At 45.6% G+C, this 12,791-nt stretch carries 13 protein-coding genes; 12 read left to right on the top strand and 1 reads right to left on the bottom strand.

The annotated features are described in order from the left end of the window. Positions 1-90: 90 nt before the first annotated feature. From CF394_RS03235 to rlmH, 11 genes are all read left to right on the top strand, one after another. Positions 91-1,377 (top strand): adenylosuccinate synthase, encoded by a 1,287-nt coding sequence (locus CF394_RS03235; RefSeq protein ID WP_094941839.1) that lies wholly within the window; start codon positions 91-93, stop codon positions 1,375-1,377. A 290-nt stretch (positions 1,378-1,667) separates the two neighbouring features. Beyond that, positions 1,668-3,143: a M23 family metallopeptidase gene (locus tag CF394_RS03230; protein WP_094941838.1), complete on the top strand. Its 1,476-nt coding sequence runs from the start codon at positions 1,668-1,670 to the stop codon at positions 3,141-3,143. A 154-nt stretch (positions 3,144-3,297) separates the two neighbouring features. Continuing rightward, a complete protein-coding gene (locus CF394_RS03225) occupies positions 3,298-3,492 on the top strand; it encodes a hypothetical protein (protein ID WP_094941837.1) in 195 nt (64 codons plus the stop codon). Positions 3,493-3,689: 197 nt separating this feature from the next. Then, entirely contained in the window at positions 3,690-4,397 is a 708-nt protein-coding gene (gene yycF / locus CF394_RS03220; protein WP_094941836.1) for a response regulator YycF, read from the top strand. A gap of 5 nt (positions 4,398-4,402) precedes the next feature. Continuing rightward, positions 4,403-6,226 carry a cell wall metabolism sensor histidine kinase WalK gene (gene walK / locus CF394_RS03215; protein ID WP_094941835.1) on the top strand — a complete coding sequence of 608 codons (1,824 nt, stop codon included), beginning with the start codon at positions 4,403-4,405 and terminating at the stop codon, positions 6,224-6,226. Continuing rightward, positions 6,223-7,557, top strand: coding sequence for a YycH family regulatory protein (locus tag CF394_RS03210; RefSeq protein WP_165767439.1), 1,335 nt, complete (start codon positions 6,223-6,225; stop codon positions 7,555-7,557). Before walK ends, CF394_RS03210 begins: the two co-directional genes overlap by 4 nt. Then, a complete protein-coding gene (locus tag CF394_RS03205) occupies positions 7,544-8,359 on the top strand; it encodes a two-component system regulatory protein YycI (RefSeq protein ID WP_094941833.1) in 816 nt (271 codons plus the stop codon). Before CF394_RS03210 ends, CF394_RS03205 begins: the two co-directional genes overlap by 14 nt. A gap of 6 nt (positions 8,360-8,365) precedes the next feature. Then, positions 8,366-9,154: an MBL fold metallo-hydrolase gene (locus tag CF394_RS03200; RefSeq protein WP_094941832.1), complete on the top strand. Its 789-nt coding sequence runs from the start codon at positions 8,366-8,368 to the stop codon at positions 9,152-9,154. 118 nt (positions 9,155-9,272) lie between these two features. Then, on the top strand, positions 9,273-10,502 hold the full coding sequence (locus tag CF394_RS03195) for a S1C family serine protease (protein ID WP_094941831.1): 1,230 nt from the start codon (positions 9,273-9,275) through the stop codon (positions 10,500-10,502). A 166-nt stretch (positions 10,503-10,668) separates the two neighbouring features. After that, positions 10,669-10,836, top strand: coding sequence for a CxxH/CxxC protein (locus CF394_RS03190; protein ID WP_094941830.1), 168 nt, complete (start codon positions 10,669-10,671; stop codon positions 10,834-10,836). A gap of 87 nt (positions 10,837-10,923) precedes the next feature. Then, entirely contained in the window at positions 10,924-11,403 is a 480-nt protein-coding gene (gene rlmH, locus CF394_RS03185) for a 23S rRNA (pseudouridine(1915)-N(3))-methyltransferase RlmH (RefSeq protein WP_094941829.1), read from the top strand. A 69-nt stretch (positions 11,404-11,472) separates the two neighbouring features. On the opposite strand, the gene CF394_RS03180 is transcribed toward rlmH, so the two are convergent. After that, entirely contained in the window at positions 11,473-12,054 is a 582-nt protein-coding gene (locus tag CF394_RS03180) for a hypothetical protein (RefSeq protein ID WP_094941828.1), read from the bottom strand. Between the two features lie 207 nt (positions 12,055-12,261). Between CF394_RS03180 and CF394_RS03175 the strand changes: the two genes are divergently transcribed. Next, positions 12,262-12,791: helix-turn-helix domain-containing protein (locus CF394_RS03175; protein ID WP_165767438.1), on the top strand; the 530-nt coding region annotated here is incomplete at its 3' end.

The raw sequence follows: 12,791 nt of genomic DNA, 5'->3' as shown, positions 1-12,791 counted from the left end.
TCTGCGGTTTTCGGTTGACGTGGGCGCCATACGCTGATACACTAATACTGTTTGAAATAGGACACACAGTGTCTAGCGGAGGTGCTGATCATGCCATCAGTCGTAGTTGTAGGAACCCAGTGGGGAGACGAAGGAAAAGGAAAGATCACCGACTTTCTTTCGGAGCATTCAGAAGTTATTGCACGTTACCAAGGAGGAAACAATGCAGGCCATACTATCATCTTTGGTGGTGAGACATACAAGCTGCACTTGATTCCATCAGGTATTTTCTATAAAGATAAAATTTCAGTAATCGGAAACGGAATGGTTGTAGACCCGAAAGCTTTAGTAAAAGAGCTAAAAGGTCTTCACGATCGCGGAGTGAGCACAGACAACTTGCGTATCTCAAACCGTGCGCATGTCATCTTGCCATACCACTTGAAACAAGACGAAGTGGAAGAGGCGCGTCGTGGTGCTAACAAAATCGGTACAACAGGAAAAGGCATCGGACCGGCTTACATGGACAAAGCGGCACGTGTCGGAATCCGTATGGCGGACTTATTGGACTATGAGACGTTCAAAGAAAAGCTCGATCATAACTTGCAAGAAAAGAACCGCATGTTTGAAAAGTTCTATGAGACAGAAGGCTTCAAGCTAGAAGAAATCTTAGAAGAGTACTTCGCATACGGGCAAGAAATCGAGAAATATGTAACAGATACTTCTAAAGTATTGAACGATGCACTTGATGAAGGCCGTCGCGTCTTGTTCGAAGGCGCACAAGGCGTCATGCTCGACATCGACCAAGGAACGTACCCATTCGTTACATCATCGAACCCAGTCGCTGGGGGCGTAACAATCGGAGCGGGTGTTGGCCCAACGAAGATCTCTCATGTAGTAGGGGTATGTAAAGCTTACACTTCTCGCGTTGGAGACGGTCCATTCCCTACAGAACTATTTGATGAAGTAGGCAATCAGATTCGTGAAGTCGGAAAAGAGTACGGAACAACAACAGGCCGTCCACGCCGTATCGGATGGTTCGATTCAGTGGTAGTCCGTCACGCGCGTCGCGTAAGTGGGTTAACAGATCTAACGGTGAACTCAATTGACGTATTGACTGGCTTAGAGACGGTGAAGATTTGTACGGCATACCGTTATAAAGGCGAACTGATCACAGAATATCCAGCGAACCTTCGTATGCTAGCAGATTGTGAACCAGTCTATGAAGAAATGCCAGGTTGGTCAGAAGACGTTACAGGCTGTAAATCATTGGATGAACTACCGGACAATGCACGTCACTATTTAGAGCGAATTGCACAATTGACGGGTGTTCAAATCTCGATTTTCTCAGTAGGTCCTGACCGTACGCAAACGAATATCGTATCTAGTGTATGGCGATAAGTCATGCTTAATGAAAACACACCTTGTTCTCACGCGGAACAGGTGTGTTTTTTGTGTTGAATTATGTATAATTTCGCGCAATTTAGATAATTACTGAAACAATTGAAATATAAAATAGTATGAAATTCATAGTGTGAAACCAAATAATCCTATTTATTAGAAGTAATTGGAAGTAATTTCACGTTTTGATTACAAACGGGTCTATTCGTTCACTTTGTATAAATGAATATGGTAAATTAGAAGGGCATGAAAAATGCCATAATGTGTTTACAAACGGAAGGAGCTTTATCATGTTTTGGAATAAATCGAAGGAAGAAACGGCTGTTCTAGCAACAGACGGGCTTTCGGGGAAGAGGACCAATGTGATAAAGAAAGCAGCCATCTCGGTCGTATTGCTTTCTGGCTTGTCATTTAACTTTGCCTTCGCTGACGAAACAGCGGATAGCGAATTGGCAACAATCTATCATATCTACACGGACGATCAATACATTGGTGCCGTCTCAAATAAAGAAGAAATCACTCAACTAATGAAAGACAAAGTAGAAGCTTCCAAATCACAATTCGAAGGTCTCTCTTTAACAGCTGGCAACAATTTCTCGGTGGTTGAAGAGAAAGTGTTCTCACCTGCTACAGATGACGCCGCTACTTTAAAACAAGTAGAGGACCTCATTGAAGTCAATGCTAACGCATTCGCTATTTCAATCGATAACGAGGTGGCAGCCTACGTTACAGATTTAGAAGCTTACAATGAAGTACTTCGAAAAGTGAAGTTGAACTACGTTTCGGAAAAAGAGCTCAACTTTTTGGAAGCTAGAAAAAGTGCTACAGATACATTACCCGAATTAAAGCCGGGTGAAACCCGGATTGTCGATTTAACTGTAAAACAAGACGTTACTGGTGCAACGATGTCTGTGAAACCAGAAGAAGTCGTGACAGTCGACCAAGCGGTCAAACGCTTACTCACAGGTGTGGAGAAAGAAGAGACCTACACAGTGAAACAAGGCGACGTCATTTCAAAAATCGCAAGTGCCCATGATCTTTCTACCAAGCAATTGCTTGATTTAAATAAAGGGCTACAAGAAGACAGTACACTTAAAATCGGTCAAGAACTGAATGTGACGGTACTAAAACCGGCCCTTAACTTTGAAGCACAGTACGAAAAAAGAGCTAAAGAAGAAATCCCGTTTGATAAGATCGTGGAAGAAACAGACACGATGTACAAAGGGGACACAAAAATGAAGACAAAAGGCGCTAACGGAGAACGAGTAGCGACTTATACACTTACGAAACAAAATGGCGTGTTAACGTCTAAAGAATTAGTAGAAGAAGAAATCACGAAGCAAGTGCAACATCAAGTTACTTTAAAGGGAACGAAGGTAATGCCTTCTCGTGGGAATGGGTCATTCGCATGGCCTGCACAAGGTGGCTACATTTCAAGTGAGCGTGGCCAACGCTGGGGACGCATGCACGAAGGAATCGACATTGCCCGCCCAAGCGGTTTCGGCATCTTGGCATCGGATAACGGTGTCGTAGTAGCAGCCGGTTGGGACGGTGGACTTGGTCAGCGAGTAATCATTGATCACAACAACGGCTACCGTACTGTATACGGTCACTTAGCTTCTATTAATGTAGCTGTTGGTCAGACGGTTCCACAAGGCACGCAAATCGGTATCATGGGGAACACGGGAAGATCAACAGGCACTCACCTTCACTTCGAAGTGATTCAAAACGGTGCGCATATCAACCCACTATCTGTTTTAAACTAAACCTCATTGGAAAGCCGCCCGGCATGGGCGGCTTTTGTTGTAGGGGGAATGCGTGTTTAAGTTATTTCCCCTTGAAGAACAAAAGGATTAAGATGCAGATGAAATAACAGTTTATGAAGAAGAATTAACTAGTATTGTAGAAGAAATCGAGGGTATGGAGAAGAAATGGAGCTTGATGGAGAAGAACGCTCTAGATCATGTAGAAGAAATTAAAGATGATGAAGAAGAACGCCATCCACATCTAAATGGAATCGAGTTGCAGGCGTTAGAAATACATTCGAAAACCATTCACCCCAACCGAGGCAAAGAGCGCCTCAATTGGGGCGCCTGGTTTTCGAAGCATTTCTGAGCGAACGCCTTCCACATCTAAGAAGTATTTCCCGGGAAATAATCCGATAAGTTTCGACGAAATGAGGGAAATAAAGCGCGTCATTTCGACAGCTATGGGAAATAAAATGCGAAAATAGCGCGGTCATGGTATTGTTAAGGGTAATAGATTACTAGAAAATGCAGGGGAAATCGGAACGGAACATGGAGGAGAAACCTATGAGTAAGAAAATCTTAGTCGTCGATGACGAGAAACCAATTGCAGACATTCTGCAGTTCAACTTAAAAAAAGAAGGCTACCAGGTCGAGTGTGCCTATGATGGAGACGAGGCGCTTGAGAAAGTTGAGGCGTTCCAACCAGATCTGATGCTTTTAGATATCATGCTTCCAGGGCGTGACGGAATGGAAGTGTGTCGTGAGGTCCGGAAGAAATACGAATTCCCGATCATCATGCTGACAGCGAAAGACTCCGAGATTGATAAAGTCCTTGGACTGGAACTCGGGGCAGACGACTATGTCACGAAGCCGTTCTCAACTCGTGAATTAATTGCGCGCGTGAAAGCCAATATGCGTCGCTCGCAAGTCGTTCCTGCAGAAGACGTCGAGCCGAGCTCAAACGATATTAACATCGGACCTCTCACGATTCAGCCAGACGCTTATATGGTGATGAAGCGCGATGAGGCGATTGAGCTGACACATCGTGAGTTCGAATTGCTGCACTACTTGGCGAAACATACAGGTCAAGTGATGACACGGGAACATTTGCTGCAAACGGTATGGGGTTATGATTACTTCGGGGATGTGCGTACCGTCGACGTGACCATTCGTCGTCTACGTGAAAAGATTGAAGACAATCCAAGTCATCCAAACTGGATCGTCACACGCCGTGGAGTCGGGTATTACCTGCGCAGTCCTGAACAGGAGTAGGAGCAATGCAAAGAGTTGGCTTTTTCAAATCGATCCACGTCAAAATCGTGTTGATCTATATATTATTAATCATGATCGCGATGCAGATCATCGGGCTGTACTTTGTAAGAGAGCTCGAAGAGTCATTTCGCACCAACTTTCAAGAGTCCGTCACCGAGCGTGTCGGACTCATGGAATTTAGTGTGCGGGAAGAACTGATTCGCGAACGGACAGAAGAGGACGCGACAAAGGAACAAAGTCTGCGTTCTATTTTGGCTGGCTTAAATTCCACAGATATTAATGAAATTCGCGTCATCGATGACCGCTACCAGATCCTTGGGACCTCGGACTCCGACAACCAAGCGATTGTTGGGCAGCGGTCCGTTGATGATTTGGTGCGTCGTGCCATCAGTTCAGAAAATGCAGAGAGCATGATCTCTCTTGATGAACAGACTCGCGAACGCATCTGGATCCTCGCAACACCGATCACGTCTCAAGGAAACGTCATCGGGGCGCTCTACGTAGAGTCGGATATTGAACGCGTCTTTAGCCAAGTCGATGAGATCAATCAGATCTTAGCCGGAGGAACTGCAGTGTCCCTAGCTATCACCGTCATCCTCGGGATCTTTATTGCTCAGACGATCACGCATCCGATTTCGGACATGCGAAAACAAGCGCAGGCGATGGCGAGAGGGAACTTCTCCCGGAAAGTTAAAGTATATGGAGACGATGAGATCGGCCAGCTGGCCATCGCCTTCAACCATCTGACGAACCGCTTGCAAGAAGCCCAGTCGACGACAGATGCCGAACGACGAAAGCTCGCCTCGGTACTTGCTAACATGACTGACGGCGTTATTGCTACAGACCGCAAAGGCCGCGTCATCCTCATTAACGATCCGGCACTCGAACTATTGAACGTCAACCGAGACAGCGTCCTCAACCGTCCGATTACTTCGGTACTGACGATTGATGAAGACGCCACTTTTGAAGACTTGATCCATCAGCAAGAACCGATGTCGCTCGATTACAGCACACAAGATATGCCGTACATCTTACGGGCCAACTTCTCCGTAATTCAAAAAGAGACGGGCTTCGTCAACGGTCTCATTGCCGTTCTTCACGACGTCACGGAACAAGAAAAAATCGATATGGAACGCCGCGAATTCGTGGCGAACGTGTCGCATGAACTTCGTACTCCGCTAACAACAATGAGCAGCTACTTAGAAGCTCTCGCGGAAGGTGCATGGAAAGACGAGACGATTGCTCCGAACTTCCTGCAAGTCACGCAGACGGAGACGGCTCGCATGATTCGCCTCGTCAATGACCTGCTGCAGCTTTCGAAAATGGACAGCCGTGACTACGACTTGACTATTGAAGTGGTGAACTTCAACCAGTTCTTCCACCGCATCATCGACCGTTTCGAGATGTCGAAGTCACAAAACGTGTCGTTCTCTCGGATGCTTCCCGACAAAGAGTACTTTGTTGCGATTGACCCGGACAAACTGACTCAGGTCATCGACAACATCATCTCCAATGCACTAAAGTATTCGCCAGACGGGGGAACGGTCCGTTTCGGATTCACTGTAAAAGACGAAATGATGCAAGTCATGATCTCCGATGACGGGATGGGGATTCCGAAAGAAAACGTCGACAAGATTTTCGAACGTTTTTACCGAGTGGACCGAGCACGTGCCCGCTCTATGGGAGGAACTGGACTTGGTCTCGCTATTGCCCGGGAAATGATTGAAGCTCATGGCGGTAGAATTTGGGCGGAGAGTGAAGAAGGCTACGGAACGACCATTTTCTTCACTCTTCATGTCGAACCAGAAGAGGAGAGTGAATGGGAATGAGATACCTTGAACATTTGAAAAGTGCTGTTCTGGTCATTCTGATTGCGCTCAGCGTGTTGCTCACGTTCTCGATCTGGACCTATACACCGCCTTACGCGACGGTTGGAGATACTCCTGTCGTCGATATTGCCATCGCAGAGAAGAAACGAACAAGTGACATCATCAAGCCGTATCGCATGCTCGTCAGCAACAGCGGCGCAGCCGGTGTCAAAGGTTCCCTGCAATCTACAGAGATGGAGAATTTGACAAGCCTCATGCGGACGTGGTCTCTCGATATGCCGCGCCTTGTCGACAACGAACCGACTGTGGAAGAAATCAACGCCTTCATTCGCGAAGAGAACCAGTTGGTGTTTTACTACCCTACAGAAATACCGATTCAAAGTTTCCGTCAGGTGCTGTCGTTCAACGATCAGGCAGTTCCCGACTTTTCCTTTAACCATTTGATCGTCCACTGGGAAAACGATGAGGGCGACATTGATATGCATATTAACTTCTTGAACTCAGTCTCGCAGCGTATTTTCCGCTCGAACGTGTTAGAAGTGGATGTCATGGAATTTTTGAGCCGCGTCGAAGACATGGACCGCCGTCTGCCAATCTTCAATGAGATTACGCGCGAAGGGATTCAGTCCCTTTACGTATCTTCTGTTCAAGTACCGCTCGAAGAGTACACGTTTGGAATGGAAGAAGTGTCACCTGAAAAATTCAAGAACGCGCTATTTACGAATCCGAATCTCGTGCGAAGCAATCCGGTCGGCACCTCATCGCAGCAATACACAGATGACAGTGCTTTGATGAACATCGAGTACGGACCGCGCCGCATCAGTTACGTGCACCCGGCATCAGAAACCGAACTACCTGGGGATTCTGCGACACTCCTTGCCAACAGCATCGAGTTCGTCAATGAACATGAAGGCTGGACGGACGATTACCGGTTGACTCGTATCAACGAAGTCGGACAGCAGATCTCTTTCCAGATGCATTTGAAAGGACTACCTGTTTACAGCGATACAATGGCAACTGATATGATTCAGTACTGGGGTATTGAGCAGGTCTATCGCTACATCCGACCGTATTACACACTCAACCAATCATCACCATTCCGTACTACTCGCAAACAGTTGCCATCCGGACAATTCATCTATGACTACTTGGCGACTCAACAGACGGTTGATATGAATCTCGTCACCGATATCAAGCCAGGCTACTATGTGAAACGAGATCCCGCTCAGCCCATCCTCATTCTAGAGCCGTACTGGTTCTATCAAGTCGGCGAGACATGGGTACGGATCGTACCGGAAGCAACAGGAGGTGGCGCAATTGGATTGGAGTAGAACGAAGACGATTTTCATCATAGTGTTTTCCATCCTGAACGTCTTCTTGATGTCGCTTTACTTAGACCGCTACAACGAATCTGTTGGATTACAGAGTACGCTTGACGGTACAACGACCATTGAAGACCGCTTAGGCACCGAATCGATCGAGTTCCCTCGATTGACGAACATGCCACAGGAAGTCGCCTATGTTTCCGGGACGGTTCACATGTTTACAGAGGACGAACTAGAGTCGCTTGAAAATGTTGCAGCTCGTTCAGAGAGTGAAGGCATTTTAGAAGCTGTCTTACTCGAACCTGTCGCTGTTACAGAAGACACGTCACTTGAAGAAATCATTCAAGAGCACGCCTTCCGCGGAAACGACTACAAGATTTGGTCGACTGATGCTGAAGAACGCACGGCTCTTTTGTTCCAACAAGTGAATGAGCGCAGTGTGTATCATAACTCTCGCGCCAACATCGTCGTCACCTGGAACGAGAACAACGAAGTGACGAGCTTTACGCAGACATATCTCGATGATCTCGAAGATTATAACGAAGAACGCAGTTTGATCAGCTACATGAGTGCCATCGAAGTACTCTACAACCGAGCTTTATTGTTACCACAGTCGACGGTGACCGAAGTAAATCTGGGCTACTCAACTCTCGCACAGCTCGGCGAGACGCAGGTGTTTTCACCGACCTGGTCCGTGAAGGTTGAGCTCGCAGATGGTACAATGGAAGAGTACTTCGTCAACGCAATCGATAGTCGGATCCTCGACATCCCGATTGACGCAGTAGAGTCAGAAGAAACAGAGGAGTAGACCATCATGAGATTTAGTGTATTGGCGAGCGGCAGTAGCGGCAATGCCATTTACGTTGAAAACGACGAGCACTCCTTTTTAGTCGATGCCGGGTTAAGCGGTAAAAAAATGGAGCAGCTGTTTCAGCAGATCGACCGCGATGCGCGCGAACTAAGCGGCATCCTCGTGACGCATGAACACAGTGATCATATAAAAGGGCTTGGTGTCATGGCCCGTAAATACAAAGTGCCGATTTATGCGAATGCTAAGACGTGGCAGGCAATGGATCATCATCTAGGAGTCATCCCTACCGACCAGCGCTTCCAGTTCGATATGGAGACGGTGAAGTCATTCGGCGGAATCGATATCCAGTCGTTCCAAGTGTCTCACGATGCAGCCGAGCCGATGTTCTATGTCTTTCACGAGAATGGTAGAAAGCTTGCACTGATCACCGACACAGGTTATGTGAGTGACCGAATGAAAGGTCACATCCGTGGTTCGGATGCCTTCGTATTTGAAAGCAACCATGACGTCGGCATGCTGCAGATGGGACGCTACCCGTGGTCCGTCAAACGCCGCATTCTCTCAGACGTCGGTCACGTATCCAACGAAGATGCAGCCGTCGCGATGAGCGAAGTCGTCGAGATCAAGCCGACGCAGATCTACTTGTCGCATTTAAGCAAAGACAACAATATGAAAGACTTGGCGCATATGAGCGTGGACCAAACCCTCCGCTCATGCGGGATCATCACCGGAGAATTCGTGCACTTGCATGAGACTGATACTGACATCCCGACACCACTCGTCGAAGTCTAATGGGACCAGCCTCTTTTTGGGAGGCTGGTTTTTTAGCAAACTTTTATCCGATTTTCATCAAATTTTCATCTTCTTTGGGTATAGTATACGTATAGAATACAAAAAGGAGAGGAAATTCATGGACGATTACAAACCATATAATCCATATGCAGAAGAACCACAGCCACCGAAACGATCAGAAGAACCGAAGAAAAAACGAGGCATCGCCGGCTACTTTTTAGCAGGACTTTCGGGAGTACTAGTCGGAGCCTTGCTACTTTGGTTCATGATGCCGAGCCTGCAAAGCGCTCTTCCGGATAACGGCACCCGCAACAGTTCTGGAAACATTACATCCACCGAACAAGTCAGCACAGATGTCACTTCAGATGTGACCGCCGCAGTTGAAAAGACCTCGGCCGCTGTCGTCGGGATCACAAACTTGCAAGAAGTGAATGAATTCTGGAGCAGCGAACAAGGCGAGCAAGAAGCAGGAACAGGATCTGGTGTCATCTACAAAGTCGATGGGGACCGAGCATTTGTCGTGACGAACCACCACGTCGTGGACGGAGCGACTTCTATCGAAGTAACGCTGCAAGGTGGTAAAAAAGTAAACGCGGAACTCGTTGGTAGTGATGTCTGGACAGACTTAGCTGTACTTGAAATGGATTCCGCTGACGTCGAGACGGTTATCGAATTTGGAGATTCCGATGCCTTGAAACAAGGGGAACCGGTTATTGCTATCGGGAATCCACTTGGTCTTGATTTCTTTGGTTCTGTGACAACAGGAATCTTGTCTGGTAAAGAACGTGTCATCCCAGTCGACTTGAATGAAGACGGTCAGCAAGACTGGCAGACAGAAGTACTGCAGACAGACGCAGCCATTAACCCTGGTAACAGTGGTGGTGCACTAATCAACGTCGCCGGCCAACTGATTGGAATCAACTCGATGAAGATTTCGCAAACAACAGTCGAAGGAATCGGTCTTGCGATCCCAATCAATTCTGCCATTCCAATCATCGAAGACTTGGAGCAGAACGGGGAAGTACAGCGTCCTACGATGGGAGTAACATTGGTGGATGTAGAGCAAGTACCATCGTTCCACCAACAAGAAACTTTGAAACTGCCTGAAGATATCACAACAGGTGTCGTAGTAGATGACGTGATTGAAAATTCTCCAGCAGCAGCAGCAGGAATGCAACAATACGATGTCATCGTGGAACTTGACGGTGAAAAGGTTGAAAACATGCTCGAGCTTCGCCAACATCTCTATACTGAAAAAGAAGTTGGAGACTCCATGAACGTGAAAGTCTACCGTCAAGGTGAGATTGTAGAATTCACACTCGAATTGACCGACAACAACTCATTGTAAGATGTGGATAACTAAATTCGCTTCACAAAAGATTTACACAGGGAGCAGGGAGACGGAATGGCGTCTTTCCTGCTTCTTTTTTATTTGTTACAATAGGGTGTGGATAAACTAGTGCGAATTGTGAATAACTTTGTGTATAATCAAAATTGTCAGAGGAGGAAGAATAATGGAGAAATACGCATGCGAAACCCATGTAAATCAAGTACTTGACGAGGTGACGGCTTCGACAGGAGAATTTCCGATCCTCGAAAAAATCGAAGCTGATGAAAACTTATCCACACGCTGTGAGCATTGTGAACAGCCAGCTATATATATCGTAGGTGGAAAAAACTAAGACACAATATGTAGATAACACATGTGGATATGTGGATAAACTCTGTGTATAACGTGTTTGTAAATGAACTGTAAAGGTGGATAACCTGTGAATATCACAATTGTGACCGTTGGAAAGCTAAAAGAAAAATACCTCAAAATGGGTATCGAAGAATATGCCAAACGACTCGGCGCTTACGCCAAAATCGAACAAATCGAAGTACCAGACGAAAAAGCACCTGAAAACTTAAGTGATGCCGACATGGAAATCGTCAAACGCAAAGAAGGCGAGCGCATCTTAGCCAAGATCCATCCAGACGCCCATGTCATCGCCCTCGCCATCAACGGCAAAACGCGCAGCTCAGAAGAACTGGCTGCACATCTCAATTCCTTAATGACCTACGGCACGAGCAAAATCGCCTTTGTGATCGGAGGATCCCTTGGTATTCACGACGACGTCTTGAAGCGTTCGAACGAGCAGCTCTCGTTTGGGAAGATGACGTTGCCTCACCAATTGATGAAGCTTGTGCTCTTGGAGCAGGTTTATCGGAGTTTTCGGATTATTAAGGGGGAACCGTACCATAAGTAAATGAGGTTTTTTGTAAAGAATAGCACTTATGTAAACCAAAGACCAATTTGGTCTTTGGTTTGTTAAATGCTATTTAGATAGGGTAAATTCAATTTCTATTTCAAATTTCTTGTTTGAAGAGTCGTATATTTCTATCCACCATCCATCAATAGGAATGTCTTCATAACCATCAGGATATCTCTGTCCATCAAATTTTTCTACTAGAGAAAAGCTATATGCATTATCCTTTGGAAGATTTATATTTCTAACATCCCTACGATAACCTTTGTTTTTTTCCGTTATAAATTCTTTTAATTCATCATGATTAAACTTTGAAAATAAGTTATCTCCGTAAACATTATCTTCAATTTTGTAAAATGTTACCCAATTTTGCTTGTCCCCCATGCCACCAAAAACTTCATCATATTTCTTATTGATAAATACTATTTTCTTAATTCCATTCGTAGAGTTTCTTGGTATTACAGTTAAATCTATCAACATTTGGCATTGAGTTTTATCATTTCCAGGATAATATCTCCAAAGTGCTTTATCGCAATGTACTTCTAAACTTGGAGAAGGATTTTTTTTAATAAATTCTTTATAAATAGTGGTACTAGTGTTAATAATTCCCAATCCTAAACCAGCAATAGCTATAACCGTAGTAATGGACACTTTAAAACCTCCTTCATTCCTAATTTTATAATATATGAAAATACTGGTAAAATTAAAGGGTATTTGTTGAATATTGTATAATTAGGGTTCATCACCATAAGTCGTGGTTGACATTAAGTTGATTTGAGAATGTAAATAAATAGAAAAAAAGCGAAAACACCTGTATCGTAATTGTTGTCTAGACAAACCACGATAGGAGTTTTCGCCTTGTCCCAACAGTTTATCAAATTAGTCCTTCCACTTCCATCATTTTTTAAAATTCATCCGTCATCCGACACCGAACCAAACGTGTTTCGAATTTCTGCGCTGAACCGTCAAGTCCCATGTGTTGTCTGTTCAAATCAGACAGTCCGCCACTCAAAGGAACGTCGCCGTTTTAGACATTCCTACGCCTGGGGCGTAGGGACGATCTGGATCGAGATAGATGTCCCACGACAGGTATGTAAAAAATGTGGTATCACGTTTGTTCATGACTTTGGTTTAGGCATTGTTCGTTCTTCAACCAGACATTATAGAGTGGAGATTGCAAAACGTTGTCATGGTAGGACAATCTCTGATGTCTCACGTGAATATGGTGTTCCGTACACGACCGTTGAAAGGTGGTTCTATCAATACGCTTCGTGCCAGTTGGAGACTAAAACGGCAAAGCATGTCTTGGTCGATGAGTTCGCTACGCGCAAAGGTCATCATTACGCGACAGTGGTCATTGATGCGAAATCTGGGTGCGTCCTTTCTAT

The organism is Tetzosporium hominis (genome assembly GCF_002265435.1).
Lineage (GTDB): Bacteria > Bacillota > Bacilli > Bacillales_A > Planococcaceae > Chryseomicrobium > Chryseomicrobium hominis.
Note: the sequence above shows the minus strand (reverse complement) of the source record. Positions and strands in the feature narration are given on the sequence as shown.

Coding starts and splice junctions, on each gene's coding strand:
- CF394_RS03200 (WP_094941832.1), top strand. CDS start 8,366: ATGAGATTTAGTGTATTGGCGAGCGGCAGTAGCGGCAATGCCATTTAC.
- CF394_RS03195 (WP_094941831.1), top strand. CDS start 9,273: ATGGACGATTACAAACCATATAATCCATATGCAGAAGAACCACAGCCA.
- CF394_RS03235 (WP_094941839.1), top strand. CDS start 91: ATGCCATCAGTCGTAGTTGTAGGAACCCAGTGGGGAGACGAAGGAAAA.
- walK (WP_094941835.1), top strand. CDS start 4,403: ATGCAAAGAGTTGGCTTTTTCAAATCGATCCACGTCAAAATCGTGTTG.
- CF394_RS03190 (WP_094941830.1), top strand. CDS start 10,669: ATGGAGAAATACGCATGCGAAACCCATGTAAATCAAGTACTTGACGAG.
- CF394_RS03225 (WP_094941837.1), top strand. CDS start 3,298: ATGGAGAAGAAATGGAGCTTGATGGAGAAGAACGCTCTAGATCATGTA.
- yycF (WP_094941836.1), top strand. CDS start 3,690: ATGAGTAAGAAAATCTTAGTCGTCGATGACGAGAAACCAATTGCAGAC.
- CF394_RS03210 (WP_165767439.1), top strand. CDS start 6,223: ATGAGATACCTTGAACATTTGAAAAGTGCTGTTCTGGTCATTCTGATT.
- CF394_RS03230 (WP_094941838.1), top strand. CDS start 1,668: ATGTTTTGGAATAAATCGAAGGAAGAAACGGCTGTTCTAGCAACAGAC.